The 20,567-nt window shown below is 41.5% G+C and carries 23 protein-coding genes; all 23 read right to left on the bottom strand.

Annotated elements, in window-relative coordinates; translation table 11 throughout:
- Window positions 1–29: 29 nt before the first annotated feature.
- Window positions 30–2,012 (bottom strand): chemotaxis protein CheA, encoded by a 1,983-nt coding sequence (locus tag DH10bf12_RS12100; protein ID WP_471735529.1) that lies wholly within the window; start codon window positions 2,010–2,012, stop codon window positions 30–32.
- 7 nt (window positions 2,013–2,019) lie between these two features.
- Entirely contained in the window at window positions 2,020–3,093 is a 1,074-nt protein-coding gene (locus DH10bf12_RS12095; RefSeq protein WP_471735528.1) for a protein-glutamate methylesterase/protein-glutamine glutaminase, read from the bottom strand.
- Window positions 3,094–3,102: 9 nt separating this feature from the next.
- On the bottom strand, window positions 3,103–3,960 hold the full coding sequence (locus DH10bf12_RS12090; RefSeq protein ID WP_471735527.1) for a MinD/ParA family protein: 858 nt from the start codon (window positions 3,958–3,960) through the stop codon (window positions 3,103–3,105).
- Window positions 3,960–5,063 carry a flagellar biosynthesis protein FlhF gene (gene flhF / locus DH10bf12_RS12085; RefSeq protein ID WP_471735526.1) on the bottom strand — a complete coding sequence of 368 codons (1,104 nt, stop codon included), beginning with the start codon at window positions 5,061–5,063 and terminating at the stop codon, window positions 3,960–3,962. Before flhF ends, DH10bf12_RS12090 begins: the two co-directional genes overlap by 1 nt.
- Window positions 5,064–5,065: 2 nt before the next feature.
- Window positions 5,066–7,099, bottom strand: a complete 2,034-nt coding sequence (gene flhA, locus DH10bf12_RS12080; RefSeq protein WP_471735525.1) for a flagellar biosynthesis protein FlhA — start codon at window positions 7,097–7,099, stop codon at window positions 5,066–5,068.
- A gap of 19 nt (window positions 7,100–7,118) precedes the next feature.
- The gene (gene flhB / locus DH10bf12_RS12075) at window positions 7,119–8,198 is read right to left on the bottom strand and encodes a flagellar biosynthesis protein FlhB (protein WP_471735524.1); all 1,080 of its coding nucleotides are present in this window, start codon (window positions 8,196–8,198) and stop codon (window positions 7,119–7,121) included.
- Window positions 8,199–8,975, bottom strand: a complete 777-nt coding sequence (gene fliR / locus DH10bf12_RS12070; protein WP_471735523.1) for a flagellar biosynthetic protein FliR — start codon at window positions 8,973–8,975, stop codon at window positions 8,199–8,201.
- 2 nt (window positions 8,976–8,977) lie between these two features.
- The gene (gene fliQ, locus DH10bf12_RS12065; RefSeq protein ID WP_039808906.1) at window positions 8,978–9,247 is read right to left on the bottom strand and encodes a flagellar biosynthesis protein FliQ; all 270 of its coding nucleotides are present in this window, start codon (window positions 9,245–9,247) and stop codon (window positions 8,978–8,980) included.
- 14 nt (window positions 9,248–9,261) lie between these two features.
- Window positions 9,262–9,927, bottom strand: a complete 666-nt coding sequence (gene fliP / locus DH10bf12_RS12060; RefSeq protein WP_404409185.1) for a flagellar type III secretion system pore protein FliP — start codon at window positions 9,925–9,927, stop codon at window positions 9,262–9,264.
- Entirely contained in the window at window positions 9,920–10,558 is a 639-nt protein-coding gene (locus DH10bf12_RS12055; RefSeq protein ID WP_471735522.1) for a flagellar biosynthetic protein FliO, read from the bottom strand. Before DH10bf12_RS12055 ends, fliP begins: the two co-directional genes overlap by 8 nt.
- Before the next feature lie 5 nt (window positions 10,559–10,563).
- Window positions 10,564–10,926: a response regulator gene (locus tag DH10bf12_RS12050; RefSeq protein ID WP_134379496.1), complete on the bottom strand. Its 363-nt coding sequence runs from the start codon at window positions 10,924–10,926 to the stop codon at window positions 10,564–10,566.
- A 22-nt stretch (window positions 10,927–10,948) separates the two neighbouring features.
- Window positions 10,949–12,118, bottom strand: coding sequence for a flagellar motor switch phosphatase FliY (gene fliY, locus DH10bf12_RS12045; protein ID WP_471735521.1), 1,170 nt, complete (start codon window positions 12,116–12,118; stop codon window positions 10,949–10,951).
- Window positions 12,108–13,106: a flagellar motor switch protein FliM gene (gene fliM, locus DH10bf12_RS12040; RefSeq protein WP_471735520.1), complete on the bottom strand. Its 999-nt coding sequence runs from the start codon at window positions 13,104–13,106 to the stop codon at window positions 12,108–12,110. Before fliM ends, fliY begins: the two co-directional genes overlap by 11 nt.
- A 32-nt stretch (window positions 13,107–13,138) precedes the next feature.
- Window positions 13,139–13,582 (bottom strand): flagellar basal body-associated protein FliL, encoded by a 444-nt coding sequence (fliL, locus tag DH10bf12_RS12035; RefSeq protein WP_471735519.1) that lies wholly within the window; start codon window positions 13,580–13,582, stop codon window positions 13,139–13,141.
- Window positions 13,572–13,793 carry a flagellar FlbD family protein gene (locus DH10bf12_RS12030; RefSeq protein ID WP_471735518.1) on the bottom strand — a complete coding sequence of 74 codons (222 nt, stop codon included), beginning with the start codon at window positions 13,791–13,793 and terminating at the stop codon, window positions 13,572–13,574. Before DH10bf12_RS12030 ends, fliL begins: the two co-directional genes overlap by 11 nt.
- Window positions 13,794–13,843: 50 nt before the next feature.
- Entirely contained in the window at window positions 13,844–15,076 is a 1,233-nt protein-coding gene (gene flgF, locus DH10bf12_RS12025; protein WP_471735517.1) for a flagellar basal-body rod protein FlgF, read from the bottom strand.
- A 68-nt stretch (window positions 15,077–15,144) separates the two neighbouring features.
- On the bottom strand, window positions 15,145–15,507 hold the full coding sequence (locus DH10bf12_RS12020) for a TIGR02530 family flagellar biosynthesis protein (RefSeq protein ID WP_471735516.1): 363 nt from the start codon (window positions 15,505–15,507) through the stop codon (window positions 15,145–15,147).
- Window positions 15,508–15,521: 14 nt separating this feature from the next.
- Window positions 15,522–16,151, bottom strand: a complete 630-nt coding sequence (gene flgD / locus DH10bf12_RS12015; RefSeq protein ID WP_471735515.1) for a flagellar hook assembly protein FlgD — start codon at window positions 16,149–16,151, stop codon at window positions 15,522–15,524.
- 3 nt (window positions 16,152–16,154) lie between these two features.
- Window positions 16,155–17,381, bottom strand: a complete 1,227-nt coding sequence (locus DH10bf12_RS12010) for a flagellar hook-length control protein FliK (protein ID WP_471735514.1) — start codon at window positions 17,379–17,381, stop codon at window positions 16,155–16,157.
- Between the two features lie 31 nt (window positions 17,382–17,412).
- On the bottom strand, window positions 17,413–18,021 hold the full coding sequence (locus tag DH10bf12_RS12005; protein ID WP_471735513.1) for a MotE family protein: 609 nt from the start codon (window positions 18,019–18,021) through the stop codon (window positions 17,413–17,415).
- A 5-nt stretch (window positions 18,022–18,026) separates the two neighbouring features.
- The gene (gene fliJ, locus DH10bf12_RS12000; RefSeq protein ID WP_471735512.1) at window positions 18,027–18,473 is read right to left on the bottom strand and encodes a flagellar export protein FliJ; all 447 of its coding nucleotides are present in this window, start codon (window positions 18,471–18,473) and stop codon (window positions 18,027–18,029) included.
- A 3-nt stretch (window positions 18,474–18,476) separates the two neighbouring features.
- Window positions 18,477–19,805, bottom strand: coding sequence for a flagellar protein export ATPase FliI (fliI, locus tag DH10bf12_RS11995; protein ID WP_471735511.1), 1,329 nt, complete (start codon window positions 19,803–19,805; stop codon window positions 18,477–18,479).
- Window positions 19,802–20,566 (bottom strand): flagellar assembly protein FliH, encoded by a 765-nt coding sequence (gene fliH, locus DH10bf12_RS11990; protein WP_471738234.1) that lies wholly within the window; start codon window positions 20,564–20,566, stop codon window positions 19,802–19,804. The genes fliI and fliH overlap by 4 nt, the downstream gene beginning before the upstream one ends.
- Between the last annotated feature and the right edge of the window lies 1 nt (window position 20,567).

Raw genomic sequence — 20,567 nt, 5'->3', positions numbered from 1 at the left:
ACTTTAAGATAAAGATTCACAGTTATTCATTATTGAATCAGTGCATTGCAATCTACAATAAGCGCCACTTGACCGTCTCCAAGAATTGTCGCACCTGAAATGGCAAACACGTCACCAAGGTAGTCACCAAGCGATTTTAAGACAACTTCCTGCTGACCAATAAATGAATCAACAACCAGACCTGCCATTTTTTCACCTTTACGGACGATAATAACTGAGTGAATATCGTCTTCACTTCCTTTTTCCACTTCAAAAACTTCATTTAGAAAGACAAGAGGTACAACTTTCCCTCTGAAATCAATAACTCGCTGGTTGTGTGCATGAAGAATATCATCATTTTTCACAATAGCAGTTTCGATAATTGAAGATAAAGGGATGGCGAATTTTTCAGCTTCTACTTCTACGAGCATGACTGAAATAATGGACAGCGTCAGTGGAAGCTGTACTGAGAACATCGAGCCCTGACCAGCTGCAGACTGTATGGTAATTGAACCTCCGAGAGATTCAATGGTCGTTTTCACTACATCGAGTCCTACACCTCTTCCGGATATATCTGAAATTGTTTCGGCTGTAGAGAAACCGGATGCCATGATCAGCTCATAGATTTGAGAATCAGTCATCGTTTTTGACTCTTCCTGCGTCACAATCCCTTTAGATAAAGCTTTAGACAAAACCTTATCTTTACTGATACCTGCCCCGTCATCTTCAATCTCAATGAAAACATGATTTCCACTGTGATAAGCTCTCAGCTGAATGGTCCCCGTCTCAGACTTACCTTTTTCTTTTCTCACAGATGGGGATTCAACGCCATGATCAATCGCATTTCTAAGAAGGTGTACAAGCGGGTCGCCAATTTCATCGATCACTGTACGATCAAGTTCAGTATTCTGTCCGCTGATTTCAAGGTTAATTTGTTTATTCAGATCCCTTGCAAGCTGACGGATCATTCTCGGGAAACGGTTAAAAACCGTCTCTACAGGAACCATTCTCATTGTTAAAATAATAGATTGCAGATCCCCTGAAATACGGGACATCCGTTCAACCGTTTCATTGAGTTCTCCGTGATTCAGCTCTTTTGAAATCTGTTCGAGACGTCCTCTGTCAATGACCAGCTCTTCGAAAAGATTCATCAACACATCCAGTCTGTCAATATTTACACGTATTGTTTTATTAGATACAGCTTTCTGGTTTTCTTTTTGCTCTTCGGGTGCTTCTGCGGCTGTTTCTAACGTAACTGCTGCTTCTTCTGCAGCTTTGTCAGATAAAGGCATTTCATCATGATCAAGTGTAATCTCTTTGGCAACAGCTGATTCCACCTCTGAAACTTTCATTACACTTTTTTCAATAAAATCCGCATTTTCTTTCGTAGCAATTGTCACGCAGAATTGCTGATCAAAGTTTTCTTCTTCAAGCTGATCAACTGTCGGAGATGATTTGATGACTTCTGCTGATTTCTCAAGTACTTCAAAGACCATAAATACTCTCGCAGCCTTTAAAAGACAGTCCTCTCTCAGACTGACTGTCAGCTCAAGGGCATGATAACCCTGTTCTAATGACTGAAGAATGACCGTTCTCTCAAACTCATCATATTGAACACTTGACTGACTTTCTTTTGAAGCAGGTTTTAATGGTTCACCTGATAAAATCTCTTCAAGAAGCGATACTGACCGGCTTACATCTTTCTTGCCATCGCCACCTGAGGCGATTGAAGCAATCATTTCTTCAAGGTCGTCCACTGCTGAGAATAGAGCATCCATGACTGAGGTCGATACACTTAATTTTTCATTCCTGATATCATCAAGTACATTTTCCATATGGTGGGTCAGGCTCGCTAAATCTTCATAACCCATCGTTGCAGACATCCCTTTTAGTGTATGTGCTGATCTGAAAATTTCATTTACAATGCTTAGATCTGACGGGTTTTTTTCAAGTTCAAGCATTTGTGTATTACAATTTTGTAAGTGGTCTTTACTTTCTTCTATGAAAACTTCTAAGTATTGGTTCATCTCCATATTGAACTCACCCTTCTGCTAATTTAACAATTCTATTCGCAATCTCATGTAGTGGCGCTGTATATGTAACGAGACCTGTCGCAGTAGCAGCCTTTGGCATTCCGTAAACCACACATGTATCTTTAGACTCTGCAATGGATACTGTCTGTCCGTTATGAACTAATTGTACCAGACCTTTAGACCCATCAGCACCCATTCCAGTCATAATGACCGCAATTTTTTTCACATCTTTTAATTCTGAAGCAGATCCGAACATAAAATCAACAGATGGTCTGTGTCCACTGACAGGAGGCTCTTTACTCAAAGATAATGTCAGCTTAGCTCCCTGAATGATGTTTAAATGATAATCTCCAGGCGCTACATATGCGTGACCATTTAAGCAGACATCACCTTCTTCAGCTTCTTTCACACTCAGCTCTGATAACTGATCCAGCCTCTGAGCCAATGATTTTGTAAAACCGGGTGGCATATGCTGAACGATCAATACAGGCGCCTTCAGGTTACCCGGAAGGCCCGAAAGTACTTTTTGCAATGCACGCGGACCGCCGGTTGATGTGCCGATTAATACGATCGTCTGATTAGACTTGTCATATCTACTATCGGTTAAGAAAGGTTCTTTTTTACTAATATCAATTTGTTTTTCTTTAGCAGGTTGAAATTTCTGAGGGTGGAGAGTAGCTTCTGCTGCATTCAATACTTTTTCAATCAGTTCTTCTTTAATTAAATGTAAATCTAGTGAGATAGTCCCGGATGGTTTAGCGATAAAATCCACTGCCCCGTAATCCATGGCTAAAAGAGCATTTTCAGCGCCCTCTCTTGTCGTACTGGATAACATAATAACTGGCAGTGGATCTTCTTCCATAATTAATTTGAGCGCCTCAAGACCGGTCATGATTGGCATTTCCACATCCATTGTAATGACATCCGGCTTTAACAAACGTATTTTCGCTAATGCATCCTTGCCGTTACGGGCAGTACCGATAACAGCAATTTTTTCATCTTCTGATAAAAACTCCTGAATCAGCTTCCTCATAAAAGCAGAATCATCTACTACCAGCACCTTAATTATTTTACGATGCATGACCTCTCCTCACTTTCTTCGGAAAAATGCAGACAGCCGCTCTGTAAAGCGGGGGTTCACTGAGTGAATTTCTTCATTGTTATGCGCTACATATGCATGTACCATATTTTTTAATGTCTTAGATGCCGGCGAGTCCGGATACAGCTTTGTAAACGGGGTCTGGCTGATGACAGACCTTCTTACATAAGGATCTTCAGGAAGACTTCCGAGAATACGCACATCTTTATTTAAAAACTTATTCATAGCAGAAGATAGTCTGCTTAACGCGACTTTTCCTTCTTCCGGATTCATCACTCGATTACAAAGCAAAGCGAAGGATTTCTCGTGATCCTTCATATGAATAAATTTCATCATTGAATAAGCATCCATAATTGAAGTGGGCTCACCTGTTGTAATGACGATGACTTCATCAGCTGCCATAATGAGCTCGAGCCCATTTTCTGATGCGCCAGCTCCCATATCAAAAATCAGATAATCATAGTCTTGCTGGAGCAAGTTGAATCCATCCATAAGCCTGGTAATTTCAAGGTCTTTCCACTCAACCATTTTATTCAACCCTGAGCCTCCTGAAATATATGAAAAACCTCCTTCAATTTCGACAATGACATCTTCTATCGATCCATCCCCCTCAAGGTAATGCAGTATATTTTGATCAGAAGATGCACCAAGGAGAATATGAACATTGCCCATGCCGATATCCATGTCCATCAGCAATACCCTTTTACCTTTTGCCGCAAGTTCTGAAGCAAAATTGATCGAAAAGTTGGACTTTCCGACGCCACCTTTTCCGCTTACTACAGCAATCGCTTTTGCCAGTGGTTTATTCATATGGAGCATTTTCTGCCTCAATGTTTCAGCCTGGTCCATTAGCTTTTCACACCTCTGATCATCATTTCATTTATTTCTTTCAATGAACCTTCTCTGATATCCTCCGGAACCGCCTGGCCGTTGGTGAAATAGGCAATACCTGTTTGACTCTCAATCATCATATGAAATGCAGGACCAACTGTTATACTCTCATCGCACTTCGTAAAAATCAGCCCATTCAACTTCATATCACTAAATCTGTCATAAATGGCCTTCATTTCTTTAAACTTTGAAGTCATGGATAATACAAGAAATGTCTGCATATCCGATTGAAAGTCAATCGTATTCATTAAGTCTTCAACATATTGAAGCTCCCGGTAATTTCTTCCTGCTGTATCGATCAAGATGTGGTCATAATCAATGAATTTATCAGCTGCAGTCTGAAAATCTTTATCGTTGTAAATAACTTCTACAGGTACATTTAGAAGCTCGGCGTATGTTTTCAGCTGCTCGATAGCACCGATTCTGTATGTGTCAGAAGTAATAAAACCGATTTTTTTCTTGTCTTCCATTACGAGCTTTGCTGCTACTTTTGCAAGTGTTGTTGTTTTACCAACACCGGTTGGTCCGATAAAACAGATATATTTCTTTGAAGCGTCAATACCTCCGTGAGCCAGCGGCTGTAAAGAAGTATGTATATGCTCTTTTGTCCAGTTCAGTATTTCTGAATCATCAGATTGATTCTCCCACTTTTGATGCAGCATCCTGCCTGTTTCCAGGATCCAGCTTTCTTTAAAATCCTGTTCCTGAAGGTTCTTCAGCATTATTCGGATTGGTGAGGGGAAATCCATGTAGCTGGTTTGTCTGGCTGAAAGTTCATGAACCATTTGCTTCAATTCTCTGATTTCATGCTCGAGTTTATGATTATTTTTCTCTTCCGGTGCTTTAATGTCAGGCTTGTCCAGCGCAGCCGCTGTCAGTTGTTCAGATGGCGGCTCCGCTGAATCAATACCCGCTACTACTTCGATTTGCTTTGTTTTAAATAAACCAAGAAACCCGCCGGTGTAAATGACTTTTGAATTCATTATGACAGCATCATTACCCAGCTCTTTACGCACTTTTTTCATCGCCTCTGGCATTGTAGGTGCCGTAATTTTTTTCATTTTCAATCTACATTCACCACCCCAACACTTTGAACTTCCACATTAGCTTCTAATTCGTTATATGATAAAATCGGTATTTGCGGGAAATATCTTTCTGTTAATTGTCGGATATACATTCTTACTGCAGGAGAGCATAATACAATCGGTGTCTGCTCAGTCATGGAAAGCTGTTCAATTTGCTGTGCCATTGCTTCTAAAATACGCTGGGAATCATTAGGGTCAAGCGATAAATAATTCCCGTGCTCTGTCTGCTGTACATTATCTGCTGTCATCTTCTCAACTCTTCCTGACAGTGTAATCACTCTCAGTATGTCACCAGGCTCAGCAAATTGACTTGTAATCTGCTTTGCAAGAGACTGTCTTACGTATTCTGCAAGGACATCAGTATCTGAAGTCATCCGTGCATAATCTGCAAGTGTCTCAAAAATGATCGGAAGGTTACGGATTGATACATTTTCACGCAGCAGTTTTGATAATACCTTTTGGACATCTCCCACACTGAGTGGTGAAGGTGTCACTTCTTCCACAAGAATTGGATATGATTCCTGGAGGTGATCGATGAGCTGTTTTGTCTCCTGTCGACCAAGTAATTCGTGTGCGTGCCCTTTTATCATTTCAGTTATATGAGTAGAAACGACTGAAGGCGGATCGACAACTGTATATCCGAGCATTTCCGCCTGATCCTTTACGGATTCATCAATCCATTTCGCAGGCAGTCCAAAAGAAGGTTCAATTGTATCGATTCCATCAATTGAGTCATCATCGCCTGGACTCATCGCCAGGTAATGATCAAGAAGCAGTTCACCTTTTGCTACCTCATTCCCTTTAATTTTCAGACGGTATTCATTTGGCTGAAGCTGAATATTGTCACGGATTCTTACAACAGGGATAACTAATCCAAGCTCAAGTGCCAGCTGTCTTCTGATCATGACGATTCTATCAAGCAGATCTCCACCCTGATTCGCATCAGCAAGTGGAATCAGACCATAACCAAATTCAAATTCAATCTGATCGACATTTAACAGACTAACAACACTTTCCGGACTTTTCATTTCATCCGTTGCAGTATCCTCTTCTGTATCAGTAAACTCTTCTGTTTCAAGTTTTTTCGCTTTAGACAGGGTGTACCCGCCTATCACCAGAATCAATGCAATCGGCAATGTCAGCAGATTATTAATCGGTGTGAAAAATCCAAGCAAGGCAATTGTAGTTCCTGCCACGTACATAATCGGTCCAAATGAAAACAGCTGAGACGTAATATCCTGTCCAAGATTGCCATCTGAGGCGGCTCTCGTTACAACGATTCCAGTAGCTGTTGAAATTAAAAGAGCAGGAATTTGTGACACAATTCCATCACCAACTGTTAATAGTGAGAATTGATTAGCTGAATCACCAAGTGACATACCCATTTGTACGATTCCGATAATCATACCAAACGTTAAGTTAATTAAAACAATAATGATACCGGCAATCGCGTCACCTTTTACAAATTTAGTCGCTCCATCCATCGCACCATAAAAGTCTGCTTCTCTGCCTACTTTTTCACGTCGTTCTCTCGCTTCCACTTCAGAGATCATACCTGCATTCAAATCAGCATCAATACTCATCTGCTTACCCGGCATCGCATCAAGTGTGAAGCGCGCAGCTACTTCAGATACTCTTTCTGCACCTTTTGTAATAACAATAAATTGAATGATAATTAATATGATAAAGACAACTATTCCGACTAGAATATTGCCTCCGGTAACGAACGTACCGAACGTTTCAACAACGCCCCCGGCTTCACCTCTGCTTAAAATAGCTCTTGTTGTTGAGATGTTCAGACCAAGCCTGAATAAGGTTAACAGCAGAATTAACGATGGGAAAATAGCAAATTCCAGCGGTTCTTTCATATTCATTGATGTCAGTAACACGATTAGTCCGAGTGTGATGTTAATAATAATTAATACACTCAGCATCCATGATGGAAGTGGGATAACCAACATGGCGATAATCAGGATTACACTGGCGAGTATGGCTAAATCTTTTCCTTTCATGCTGGTCCCCTTTCAAGCGTCACACTTTGTTTTTTATTCTGTATACGTAGGCAAGAATTTCAGCAACCGCTTTAAAAAATTCTTCAGGTATCGGGTCACCGATCTCTGCCTGGTCATATAATGCCCGGGCTAATGGCCTGTTTTCTACAGCGATTACATCATTTTCTTTAGCAATCGTTTTAATCTTCTGTGCCAGAAAGTCAACGCCTTTAGCAACCACAACCGGCGCATCAAATTCCCCATCTTTATATTTGAGAACGATGGCATAGTGAGTAGGGTTGGTAATGACAACATCTGCATCAGGTACTTCAGACATCATCCGCTTCATTGCCATTTCCCTTTGCCGCTGTTTAATTTTTGATTTGATCAGCGGATCACCTTCCGTGTTCTTATATTCATCTTTAAGATCCTGCTTTGACATCCGGATGTTTTTTTCAAAATCATATTTCTGGTAAAGATAATCAAGTACCGCTAGAATAATCAGCAGTCCTGAAGCAAATAAACCCATCTGAACAGTGAGGCTTCCTGCCACCTGCAGAGTGGATGTTACAGGTAATAATGATAGTTCCAAAACGTCTTCAATGCTGAACCATAAAACCAGGAACGTCGTCATTCCAACCAGTGAAATTTTCAGCACTGATTTTGCCAGTTCAACAAGCGCTCTGGCAGAAAAAATTCTCTTTAACCCTTTAATTGGATCAAGTTTTGAGAGCTTCGGCTTCAGTGGATCAGCTGAGATTAAAAAACCAATCTGCAGATAATTCCCGACAATTCCTCCAAGCGCAGCAACTGCCATGATCGGTAGCACAATCCAGGCAACCTGTGTAAGCATTTCACCGTATACAAGGATCAAAGTATCAGATGTGACAGGGCGCTTAATATAATCCATTAATGGAACAGCGACAAGATTTAGCATTCTTTCTTCGAACCAGCCGCCTGCAAAAAATAAAAATAGAAACACACTGAAAAGGATAAATGCCGTATTGATATCCTGACTTTTTGCAACTTCACCTTTTTTACGTGAATCAAGCCTTTTTTTAGGAGTTGCTTTCTCAGTTTTCTCACCGGCAAAATACTGAAGGTCTAATCTCAGCTTCATTTAACCGCCCCCAAGCGTGATCATTAAATCCCGCATTACAACAAATATTAAATCAAAAAGTCTTTGAATCACCTGAAATGTCACACCCATCAGAACGATTAATACGATAAAAGCGACAGTGATCTTGATCGGAAATCCGATGACAAAAATATTGAACTGCGGTGATGTTCTTGCAACAATTCCAAGTGCGACATCAACCAGAAATAACACTGCCACAACTGGCGCTGCCATCTGGAAAGCGATGACAAAAGTAGCAGCAAAAGCTTTAACAATTAATTCAGCAGTCATGGGATCTCCAAATCCGAGCGTAACCTGATCAAGCGGTATATATTGATAGCTGAAGAAGATACCATCTAAAATTAAATGGTGACCATTCGTCGCAAGCAGCAGCAGGATCGCAAGTGTGTAAAGATACTGACCGATCAGCGGACTCTGTGCACCTGTCTGAGGGTCAATGACATTTGCCATTGCAAAACCCATCTGGAAATCTATAAAGTTACCACCGATCTGAATAGCAGATAGAATAATATAAGCAATAAGTCCAAGAAATAAGCCTACAGCTGCTTCTTTAATAATTAATAAGATATACTCACCATTGATCTCAAAAGGTTCAGCATCAAGCGTATAATACATCATCCAGGACAGCATGATTGCAATGCCGATCCTGTGCGTGGCAGGAATCGTTCTGTGAGAAAACAAGGGCATTGTCACAAAGAATGCTGAGATCCTGACGATAATCAGCAATAAAATTGTCAGTCTGGGGTACAATTCCTCCATAACTAACCGATATACCTTGTAAGATTAGTAAAAATATCCGATGCATAGCTGACTAGCTGAGTCAGCATCCATGGTCCAAAAAAGATCAGTGCAACCATGACAGCAATGATTTTCGGAATAAAAGCAAGTGTCTGTTCCTGAATCTGCGTTGTTGCCTGAAAAATACTGACCAGTAAACCAACGATTAATGCCACCAGCATTAATGGCAGACTGATAATCAGTGTGATCCAGACGCCGCGTTCTGCTATGGCAATGACCATTTCTCCATTCATTTCAATTCACCCACCTAAAAGCTCTGCAGCAGAGACTGCATGACGAGATACCAGCCGTCTACTAAAATAAACAGCAGGATTTTAAACGGTAACGAGATCATAACCGGTGGAAGCATCATCATACCCATAGACATCAGTACAGAAGCTACAACCATGTCGATTACCAGAAACGGGATGAATACCATGAATCCCATTTGAAAAGCTGTCTTGATTTCACTTAAAGCAAAAGCAGGAACCATTACGGTTAAAGGAATATCCTGAATTGATTCAGGCCGCTCCGCTTCCGTATAGCTTAAAAACAATTCAAGATCTTTTTGTCTTGTATGCTGACTCATAAATTCTTTAAATGGCACAGAAGCTTCTTCATACGCCGTTTCTAAATCTATTTCCTCATTAAATAGCGGGGTTAACGCTCTCTCATTCACTTCACTGAGTACAGGGGCCATAATAAAAAATGTTAAAAATAATGCTAAACCAACGATGACCTGATTAGGGGGCATCTGCTGCGTTGCTAGTGAAGTTCTTACAAATGACAAGACAATGACAATTCGCGTAAATGAAGTCATCAGGATTAAGATTCCCGGTGCAAGTGACAGTACCGTTAACAGCAGCAGTAGCCTGACTGAGGTTGCTACATCATCCGGAGGACTGTCATTAAAAAACTGTATGAACTCATCCATCTTTATTACGCTCCTTGCCTTTTGCTTTTTCGAACATTTTAATACGCTGTGCCTGATGCTCTTTCAGCTGGTCCTTAAAAAGATTGCTGAATGACTGACCTTCCTGTTGCACGTTTGCAGCTTTACGTTCTTTCAGCTTTTCAAGCCAGCCTGATACAGGACTCTGCTGAATGCTTTCATTTTGATCAAAATACTCTTCAAGTTCTTCCATTTCTTCCGGTGTGTGAATCTCTTTAATCAAGTTGACATCTTCACCAACCCCCAGAATATAATAGCTGTCTGCAATCTTCACAATTTGTACAGAACGGTTTCCCCCAAGAGTGGTTCCGCCCATATTTTTGATCAGCCTGCTTTGCTGAAAGTTTTTCGTTTTACTATTTACAAATTTTAATAGTGCATATAAAAGGATGATGACAAATGCCAGCGCACCAACCAATCTGACAAATGTCCAGAAGTTAATGCCTGATGGCTCACCTGAATCACTAATCGCAGGTACGTTCTGCTCTGAACATTCTTCTGAAGGATTATCTCCCATACAGTCAGAAACATTACCGGGACTCGCAAACAAAACCTGTTCTCCCTCTGTGACAGATGTCAAAAGAAAGAGAACAAAGAACAACTTATAAATCATACCCATCAACCTATCGCTTTAGAGATTGCCTCAATTACGCGGTCAGCCTGAAATGGCTTGACGATAAAGTCTTTAGCGCCAGCCTGAATCGCATCGATTACCATTGCCTGCTGACCCATCGCTGAGCACATAATAATTTTCGCAGAGCCATCAATTTTCTTGATCTCTTTTAAAGCAGTAATCCCATCCATCTCGGGCATTGTAATATCCATTGTTACAAGGTCAGGTGATGTTTCTTTATATTTTTCTACTGCCTGAGCACCGTCTGCAGCTTCTCCTACAACCTCAAAGCCGTTTTTCGTTAAGATATCCTTAATCATCATGCGCATAAATGCAGCATCGTCAACAATTAGTATTTTCTTCGCCATGTTCAAAAACCCCCAGCTATTATTAGCGTAATTTATTTAATCGGTCCGACTTACTGATGATATCTGTCAGTCTTACTCCGAAGTTTTCTTCGATTACTACAACTTCACCTTTTGCAATCAGGCGGTTATTCACCAATATATCAACCGGTTCACCAGCAAGCTTATCAAGTTCAATAATTGACCCTGAAGTCAATTCCAGAATCTCCTGAACAGACCGTTTTGTTCTGCCAAGTTCCACTGTGACCTGCAGTGGAATATCAAGGAGCAGGTTAAGATTCCTCGATTCTCCCGCACTCAGGCCAGGGCTTTCAAATTGTGAAAACTGGGCTGACTGAACGTCTACTGCTTTAGCAACTGCACGTTCTCTGTTCAGCTGAACACCTTGTGATTGAACATCTTCAGTGTACTGAGGTGCAGTCTCAACCTCCGGCTGCACTTCTCTTTCTTCAACAGGTGCTGGTCTTTCAGCTACCGGTGCAGCTGCTGCAGTTTCACTGTACGCTTCCACATGTGCTCCACCCATTAACTGATTGACAAGCGACTTGCCAAATTCAAGTGGGATCAGTTGCATAATATCTGAATCAATCAGTGAGCCAATTTTTAAGTTAAATGAGCTCTGAATGACTTCATCTTCCTCTGGCAGATTACCCATTCCATCTTCACTTTCCAAATCCATTAAATCAATAGTCGGAGGTGAAATATCCACCTTCACCCCAAAGATTGTAGACATTGAGGTAGATGCCGAACCCATCATCTGATTCATTGCTTCCTGAACAGCGCTCAACTGTATTTCACCCAGATCACCAGAAGGATTCGTTCCGTCTCCTCCAAGCATCAGATCTGCAATGACTGCAGCGTCAGACTGCTTAATCACAAGCAGATTATTCCCTTTCAAGCCTTCAGTATAATTCACATTAATCGCTACTGAAGGGTGAGGGAATGAGTTAGATATTTCTTTTGTCTTAACTAATTTAACTGTAGGTGTTGTAATATCCACCTTTTGATTTAGCAATGTTGACAGTGCAGTAGCCGAACTGCCAAATGAAATATTTCCAATCTCACCTAAAGCGTCGATTGCCACCTCATCCAGCTCTTCGGACGGCTCCGGTTTCTTTTCTTCAGGTTCTTCATCTGCAGTACCCTTTAACAAAGCATCAATTTCATCCTGGGAGAGCATGTCATCACTCATCATCGTCCTCTCCTCCTTTCACATCTTCAATAATCTGAACGCCGATTTTTTTACCCAGCTGTCCAGGCTGTGCAATAAATTTCGGTATATCACCAATCTTCAGCACAACCGGTTCGTCGTAGCGGTGATTTAATTCAAGCACGTCACCGACTTCAAGCATTAAAAATTCCTCGATCGCAAGCATAGAAGAACCCAGCTCAGCTGAAATTTGCAAATCAGCTTTTTTTACTCTCTTTTCAAGCTGAAGCTGTTCTTCCGGCTTCAATTCTTTTTTCTGAGACTGCATCCAGTGCTTGATTGAAAGGTTCGGCATAATCGGTTCAAGCACTACGTGAGGAAGACAGATATTGATCATCCCTGTTGTCTCTCCGACTACCGTATTGAGTGAGATCACCACAACCGTTTCGTTAGGTGAAATCACCTGGAGAAACTGCGGATTCACCTCAAAATCAGTCAATATCGGATCAATATCAGCAACGTTACCCCATGCTTCACGCAAATTATCAAATGCCCGTTCAAAAAGCGTAGACATAATTTTTGTTTCAATTTCTGTTAAGTTATCAATCTTACTGACGCTTGAGCCATGGCCTCCGAGGACTCTGTCCATCATTGCATAAGCTACATTCGGATTAATCTCCATCAGTATTTTCCCATCAAGCGGCGGAACCTCATAAACATTCAAAATCGTCATTTTAGGAACAGATCGTATAAATTCCTCATACGGAATCTGATCTACAGATGCTACATTTATTTGAACATATGTCCGGAGCTGGGCAGAGAAAAATGTCGTGAGCAGTCTGGCAAAGTTCTCATGGATTCTTGAAATACTTCTGATCTGATCCTTTGAAAACCTGAGCGCCCTTTTGAAGTCATAAACTTTAACCTTCTTTTCCTGCTCTTCCTTTTTAATCTCTTCCGCTGACATTTCACCAGTTGATATGGCTGATAATAGTGCATCAATTTCATTTTGCGAGAGAATATCTCCAGCCACTTAAGTTCACCTCCGTCCATCTGCTTCTTTCATTATTGAACAACAATTGATGTCGTATATACCTGAATGACTTCACCTTCCTGAAGTAAATCATTCACCCGGTTTGCAACAATCTCTTCAAGTGCGTCTTTCCCCGCACTTCCTTCAAGATCTGATTTATCCATTTCAAGCAACTCATCTATCAGGATGTCTTTCACCTGAAACTCAAGCTGTGTTAACTCCTCTGCAGCTTCTTTGCTGTCCGTTTGGATGGACATAGAGACTCTGGCAAAATTATTACTTCCAATGTTTGTGGTTACTTCCGGCACTTCAACCGTTGCCTCGACAATTTCTGCGGCAGAAAGCCTAACTTCTTCTTCTTCTTTTTCCCCGCCTTCAGCAAGCTGATCAGATACAACCAGCACGATCACACCGACAAGCGTAATGGATACGAGAATGACGAGCATCGTGACCAGTAATTTATTTTTACTCTTCATCTGTTTCCTCCTTCAGATGCGTCATGTTCAACACATGGATCGCACGATAAAAGTCAGTAATTTTCCATCTCACATCACTCATGGAATCTTTCACTATATATTTTTTTCCATTTGTCAGTGTAATAGTCGTATCAGGAAACGCTTCTACTGTTTCTATATAAATTGCGTTAATCATAAACTCTTTTCCATTCAATCTCTTCAATTGGATCATAAAAGCCGGCGCCTTCATCTGTCTGAAGACGCCGTCACCCCCTCACCGGATTATCGCTTCAGATTAACTAGCTCTTCTAAAATTTGATCAGATGTTGTAATAATTCGCGTATTCGCCTGGAATCCACGCTGTGCTGTGATCATTTCAGTGAATTCTTCTGACAGATCAACGTTGGACATTTCAAGCGTACCAGAAGAAATTGTACCGCCTGAATCAGCTGTAGTACCGATATTTGCAACGCCTGAGTTAACCGATTCCTGGAATACATTATTTCCTACCTTTACAAGACCGGATGGGTTATTGAATCTTGCAACTGATAATGTTGCCATTTCGCGGACCTGGCCGTTTGAGTATACTGCATTAATCTCACCGCCTGCTGATACACTGAAGCTTTCGAGTGTACCTTCGAGGTTACCGTTAGAAGCCATTTGTGCTGAGACTTCTCCAGGGTTGTTTGTAAGACCGTCTAAGTTAAGGTTTCCAAAGTTAAATTGATTGTATCCGGTACCTGCTCCATTAAGGCTAACAGGGAGGTTAAGCCCTGCAGGTGTTAATGTAGGCTCACCATCTGCACCAAAAGATAAAGTACTGTTTACAAATTTATTAACACCGTCGATATCTTCAAGTGCATGATTTGTAAATGTGATATCCCAATCATCATTTCCTACTGTCTTCTCCATTTTCACTTCAATCGTATGCTGAGTCCCCTCATTATCCACAACTTTCATCTGCTGTGTTCTTACAAAAGGATTAGCATCACTGACCACAACGTTTGAAGCAAGGTTTCCTGAGAGCGCAATTTCATCTGTACTCTGCGCCGGGATTACTCCGCTGCTGTTCACAACGATATCCTGCTGCACGCCATTTTCAAACTGCTGAACTCTGTATCCTTCACCAGTTACAAGCAGCCCGCTCTCATCCAGGTAGAAGTTTCCTCCACGTGTGTAAAGGTCCTGTCCGCCAGGCGCTGATACAACAAAGAATCCATCTCCATTAATCGCAAGGTCAAGTGAGCGTCCTGTTGTCTGAAGTGAAGCTTGCGTCTGTACGCTGTCAATGGTTGCAGTCACAGATCCAAGTCCGACCTGAAGTGCGTTTCTTCCTCCGCGTCCTTCCTGTGCTGCAGAAGCGCCCTGGATTGTCTGGTTCATTGCCTCCTGAAATGTTACACGGCCTTTTTTGAAGCCGAATGTGTTAACGTTTGCGATGTTATTACCAATTACATCAAGCTTTGTCTGAAAGTTTTTAAGTCCTGCAATACCTGAATACATTGAACGAATCATTATGTTTTCCCCTTTCGTGAGCCGCTTCTGTCGGTCAGCTGGCTCTTAGGCTCCTTTTTCAGGTCCACCTATTCTAAAATAATCGTTCCATCTATACCTGTGAATATCTGGTCATTTAAGTCTTTTTTGTCCATGGCAGTTACAACTGTTCGGTTTTGAATGCTGACAATCAACGCTGCCTGATCGAGCAGGACAAGCGAATCTTTTACACCTTTACTATCAGCTTCATTCACTTTATCTGACACTCTTTGCCACTGGTCAGGAGTAATATTGATATTTCTTGATGAGAGTCTTTCATTCGCATGTCTGCTGAACTTCAACTCTTCTCCGAGCACCTGCTGAAGTTTGTCAGCAAAACCGGTTTGCTTCGTCTGTTTCTTTACTGGAGCAGCCGGTGGTGTGTGAATCGGGTTAAATCGGATATGCTCCATCTCTTTCAATTCCTTTACTGTGTAATTGTCAACAGCTCGTCGGCTTTAATCTTTTGTTTATCTGCTGTATGCAGCCAGATTGCGCCATCTTTTCTTGATACAGAAACGACTGTGCTTTCAAGTTCTTCGTCATCCTTCATCCAGCTGACTTTCTTTCCAATCATCATACTCGCCTGTTGAAGGGAATCCTGCAGTTCACCTTTATTTACCTCTGAAATATTACCAGGTGTCAGCGTTGTTCCATCTTCTAATGTGAATTCAACAGAACCGCCTTTAAACTTAACAGTTTCAACAACTCCCTTACCGTCAGTTGCGATCTGTTCACCATCAATCATTTCCATCTTATCCCACTTCACTTCTTTACCGACAAACTCGTTATATTGAATGAGTGATGTCTGCTCCTGCATCGTCGCAAATTTTTCAAATGAATTAGCCATATTGGTCATTTGCTCAAGGCTTGAGAAGTTAGCCATCTGTGAGATGAATTCTTTATCTTCCATAGGCTGTGTTGGATCCTGATTTTGCAGCTGGGCAATCAGCAGTTTTAAAAATTGATCTTTTCCCATTGCCTGGTCTTTTGGTTCAAGCTTTTTCTTATCGAGTGAAGATAAATATAAACTTTCATTGATACTTGTTGGGTTCAATTTTTACACCTCAATATTCAGGAATATGTCGTGAAATGAAACCTGTTCATCGTCTTCCTGCTCATGTTCTTGTCGATCCTGTCCCTGATGCTGCTGATTATCACTATCTTTATTCAGTCTGTTTTCAGCAGTTTCTGAATGAACAATTTCTATTTTTTCCACCTGTAGATTTTGTGCTGTAAATGACTGTCGTAATTGATTTAACTGAGAGTCAATCATTTCTTTGGCGACCGCTGATGATGCGATAATTCTTGCTGTCATCATCCCATCTTTTTGAAGAAGCTCAATCTTCAATGTTCCCAGATGTTCCGGTTGAAGACGGATCATCAGTTTTTCGGTTCCATTTACTTTTCCAAAGCCTGCTTTTTGCATAACCTGCTTAAACTGTTCCATTAGCTGATTTGCTGTGTCAGGCTGTCTTAATGGCTGGGCTAACGACCATTTCATTGGACCTGATTGAAGCTGCATGGTGTGTAAATTCAACATTCCATGATCGTTTTTCAGGATCTCAGGCGATACTGTCTGCTTCAGCCCATCATGTTGTTTGGGGACATTCAGTTCCTGCATGGTATTTTTAAATACCGTTTGAATGGCTTCCATCACCTCAGACATTTTTTGCATCTGATTATTCTTTTCCGGACCCAGTGAGTTTTTTTGATCTATTAGGGATAGACCTTTTGTGAGTAAGATCAATTTTGCAAGGTCTTCATGCACTGTAAGCTGCTTGGAATGGTGATGGTCAATTTTAGCATCCTGATGCATAATGGTCTGCTGTAATACAGCAAGATTAAGTAGCGCGAACTCCTTATTTTCAGGCAGTTCTTCTTCTAGCTTTAAAACCTCTCTTAACAACACTTCAGGCACAGTTATTTCCTCATTTAGTGCTTTTTCAACAAGCTCTTCATTCACACCAGCGGCAAGTAAAAGTTCAGGCATCGTCAGACCTTTAATTTCTGTTTCATCAAACAGCATAAACATTTGCTTAATTGCCGGGTCTGATTCACCAGCAGCTTTTAAGAATGAAGTCATGTCTTCAGATTCAACTGCCAACATAAGCTTTTCAAATAAAATTTCTAATTCAGAAAGCACTGCTTCCTCAGTTTGAATGGATTCTCTACCTGCATTTAAAAGCATCGCACCAAATAACTCATTCGGGCCGGTCATACCTTCCTTCACACTACCCAGCTGTTGCGAGTGCTGCGTGATCTGCATTGTAATGTGTCCGATCAATTCTTTTTCACCTCCTTTCAAATGCTATATTTTATTGTGAACGTGTGGAGATAAGCTCAGTATAACGAGCTGCATCTGCAGGAGGCATTGCAGAAAAGATCTCTGCCACCATTTCAGCTGAAAGATTTGAGAGTAGACGAATCGCATCCTCATCATTCAGATCCATGATGATCGGTGCTGCTTCTTTCCCTTTCATGTCCTCATAAACGGAAACGATTTCAGCAAATTCTCTTCCTACAGCATCCTGCTCAGTTTGCAACCTCTCTATATCAGCCTGTAATGCTTCCTGCTCTTCTATTAACAGGTCATTCTCGTCTTCAAGGCTGGTCATTTCCTGTTCCATCTGACTAATGTATACATCTCTTTCTTCAATCTGAGCCTGCAGGCTGACAATCCGATCTTCAGGGTTCACAGGTACGTTTTCCGGTTCTGCTTCTTCACCCAGGAATGGAACATCAATGCCGATTTCCTCAGCTTTTTCGATCACATTGATATCAAGAATGGTTGTTACAATCAGCACAATAAAAATCAAAAAGAGCACCGGTACAAAAATCAGGAGGAAAAACACCTGTAATTTCCCCGGAGACTTTTCTTCTTCAGCCTCGGTCCGGATTGATTGCTTTTGCTGTTTTTGTTTCATCTGTATCACCTGTTTCTGCGGTTCATAAACTGCGCAATTGACAACTCATTCATCTGCTCTCTGTCAGCCTGTTCCTGCTCTGCAACATACCGCTTTTTATCATGTTCACGTATTTTTTCATATTTCCTGACTTCGATATTACGTTCCATCAGCCGATGCTCGTGACGCTGCATATTAGTTCTGGCGTCCATTACCAGCTTCTGCTGATAAGATATGCTTTTCTCAATATTGGTTAAAAACTGCTGACCGTGGCGGAGCAGCTGTACCGGAATACCGGTTTCCATCTGATTCGCCTGGGAATCCTCCATCAGTTCTTTCTTTTTTAATAGCTCATATAATTTCTGAGCCATTTTTTCAAAAGAATCGACAGAATCCCTGTAACGGTCTTCCGCTTCTTTTTGTTCCCGCTCTCTTACTGTCAGCACACGGTCAAATCGATATTGATAAGTCATTTATTATCCCTCACCCTTTTCAGATAACTGAACCAGCTGTCTTGCACTTTCAGCTAAAGGCACTTTCATATCAGTGGACTGCTTTAAAAACTGTTTGATCATCGGCTGATATTGAATCGCCTGATCAATTTCTTTTGATGATCCTTTTTTATAAGCACCTATATTGATCAGATCCTCTGCCTGATCATATGTACTCATCATTTCTCTCATTTTTTCGGCAGCCCTCAAGTGTCCTTTATCAACCAGGTGGTTCATCAGACGGCTGACACTTTTTAACACGTTTATGGCTGGATAATGTCCTTTATTTGCTATAGAGCGATCTAAAACAATGTGTCCGTCAAGAATTCCCCTCACAGTATCAGCAATCGGTTCATTCATATCATCACCATCTACTAAAACGGTATAAAATGCGGTAATACTTCCATTTTCATTTGTTCCTGTGCGTTCAAGAAGCTTTGGTAATAACCCGAATACTGACGGTGTATATCCTTTAGTGGCGGGGGGTTCACCTACAGCCAGACCAATCTCACGCTGTGCCATTGCAACACGAGTGACTGAATCCATCATAAGCATGACGTTTAAACCGCGGTCTCTGAAATATTCTGCGATAGCTGTAGCAGTCAGTGCACCCTTGATTCTCATAAGAGCAGGCTGGTCAGAGGTAGCCGCGATAATAATGCTTTTTTTAACCCCTTCAGGTCCCAGGTCACGTTCGATAAACTCCCGGACTTCCCGTCCCCGTTCACCAATCAGAGCTATGATGTTTAAATCGGCTTCAGTGTTCCTCGCGATCATGCCAAGCAGTGTACTCTTTCCGACACCGCTTCCGGCAAAAATACCGATACGCTGTCCTTTACCGACTGTGAGCATTCCATCAATTGCCTTAACGCCAACCTCCATCACTTCATTGATGGGCGGCCTTGTTAAAGGGTTAGGTGGCTCCTGTTCAGTAGTGACATGCTTCATACCTGCCGGAAGAACGCTGTCATCAATCGGATGTCCAAGCGGATCCACGATTTTTCCGATGAGTGCTTCACCCACACGAATTTCAAGAGGTGAACCGCTGGCTTCGACAATACTGCCTGGTGCAATATCCTGTACATGTGTAAACGGCATTAACACAACCATCTCATCCTTAAAACCGACTACCTCAGCTTTAATCTGAACCGTTCGTTTTCTTGAACTGGAATGTACATGTATGTAACATACTTCTCCAATCGAGCTCTCCGGACCCTGAGATTCAATCATCAGACCGATCACTCTTTTTACTTTCCCGTAGTGACGAACTGTCTTAATTGATTGGATATGCTGAATTAATTCTGCTGCCTTCATGTTGAACTCCTCAGGATTTCAGCAAGACCCGCTTTTAATTCTGTTAACTGTGTGTCAATGCTGATATCGATTCTTCCATTAGCCGTTTCAATAAAGCATTTGTAAGGCTCTAATTCCTCTTCAGGATAAATATAAAGTCTGACATCTGTAGGAAAGATCGCAAGGAGCTCTTCTCTTTCACTTTGCAGAAGAGTAAATTGCTGTACAGCTATATAGATTTTAACTTCCTTCATCTCTCTGGCTTCTTTTATCCCCTTCTTTACGATAGGAAGATATTTTTCAGGCGAATTTTCAAGCTGCTGTGACATGATTTTCTCTGCTGACTTCATTGCAAGATCAAGAATGACCATTTCATTTTCCTCAATATGCGCCTGCAGTGTTGCTTTTGAAGCAGCAACGATCTCCTGAGCTTCTGTAACCAGATGCGAGACGTCCTGATAGCCTTTGTTACGCCCTTCTTCATACCCTTGGGCAAAAGCTTCCTCATATGCCTGTTTTTGCAGCTCTTCTTTTTCGCTCAGCCATTGACTTTTCTTATCATCAATTTGTAAGAGCAGCTGTTCAGTCTCACGCTGTGCATCCTCGAGCAGCTTTTGTGCCTGCTCATTCGCATCAAGGACAAGCTTGTTAGATTCTCTTCTTGCCTGTTCAACAGTCCAGGACAGACTGTTATCTGAATGATCTGCACCATGTGTGATTTGTCTGAATGGAATGGATTTGCCGGCGGATTCAGTATGACCTACAAAGCCTGATTTAATCACC

This window comes from Jeotgalibacillus sp. 10bf12 (assembly GCF_055597105.1).
This window is presented reverse-complemented; position numbering and strand designations above follow the sequence as displayed.

Bases quoted from the DNA above. Each gene is read 5' to 3' on its own strand.
- DH10bf12_RS12100 (WP_471735529.1), bottom strand. From the start codon at position 2,012: ATGGAGATGAACCAATACTTAGAAGTTTTCATAGAAGAAAGTAAAGAC.
- DH10bf12_RS12095 (WP_471735528.1), bottom strand. From the start codon at position 3,093: ATGCATCGTAAAATAATTAAGGTGCTGGTAGTAGATGATTCTGCTTTT.
- DH10bf12_RS12090 (WP_471735527.1), bottom strand. From the start codon at position 3,960: ATGGACCAGGCTGAAACATTGAGGCAGAAAATGCTCCATATGAATAAA.
- flhF (WP_471735526.1), bottom strand. From the start codon at position 5,063: ATGAAAAAAATTACGGCACCTACAATGCCAGAGGCGATGAAAAAAGTG.
- flhA (WP_471735525.1), bottom strand. From the start codon at position 7,099: ATGAAAGGAAAAGATTTAGCCATACTCGCCAGTGTAATCCTGATTATC.
- flhB (WP_471735524.1), bottom strand. From the start codon at position 8,198: ATGAAGCTGAGATTAGACCTTCAGTATTTTGCCGGTGAGAAAACTGAG.
- fliR (WP_471735523.1), bottom strand. From the start codon at position 8,975: ATGGAGGAATTGTACCCCAGACTGACAATTTTATTGCTGATTATCGTC.
- fliQ (WP_039808906.1), bottom strand. From the start codon at position 9,247: ATGAATGGAGAAATGGTCATTGCCATAGCAGAACGCGGCGTCTGGATC.
- fliP (WP_404409185.1), bottom strand. From the start codon at position 9,927: ATGGATGAGTTCATACAGTTTTTTAATGACAGTCCTCCGGATGATGTA.
- DH10bf12_RS12055 (WP_471735522.1), bottom strand. From the start codon at position 10,558: ATGATTTATAAGTTGTTCTTTGTTCTCTTTCTTTTGACATCTGTCACA.
- DH10bf12_RS12050 (WP_134379496.1), bottom strand. From the start codon at position 10,926: ATGGCGAAGAAAATACTAATTGTTGACGATGCTGCATTTATGCGCATG.
- fliY (WP_471735521.1), bottom strand. From the start codon at position 12,118: ATGATGAGTGATGACATGCTCTCCCAGGATGAAATTGATGCTTTGTTA.
- fliL (WP_471735519.1), bottom strand. From the start codon at position 13,582: ATGAAGAGTAAAAATAAATTACTGGTCACGATGCTCGTCATTCTCGTA.
- DH10bf12_RS12030 (WP_471735518.1), bottom strand. From the start codon at position 13,793: ATGATCCAATTGAAGAGATTGAATGGAAAAGAGTTTATGATTAACGCA.
- flgF (WP_471735517.1), bottom strand. From the start codon at position 15,076: ATGATTCGTTCAATGTATTCAGGTATTGCAGGACTTAAAAACTTTCAG.
- DH10bf12_RS12020 (WP_471735516.1), bottom strand. From the start codon at position 15,507: ATGGAGCATATCCGATTTAACCCGATTCACACACCACCGGCTGCTCCA.
- DH10bf12_RS12005 (WP_471735513.1), bottom strand. From the start codon at position 18,021: ATGAAACAAAAACAGCAAAAGCAATCAATCCGGACCGAGGCTGAAGAA.
- fliJ (WP_471735512.1), bottom strand. From the start codon at position 18,473: ATGACTTATCAATATCGATTTGACCGTGTGCTGACAGTAAGAGAGCGG.
- fliI (WP_471735511.1), bottom strand. From the start codon at position 19,805: ATGAAGGCAGCAGAATTAATTCAGCATATCCAATCAATTAAGACAGTT.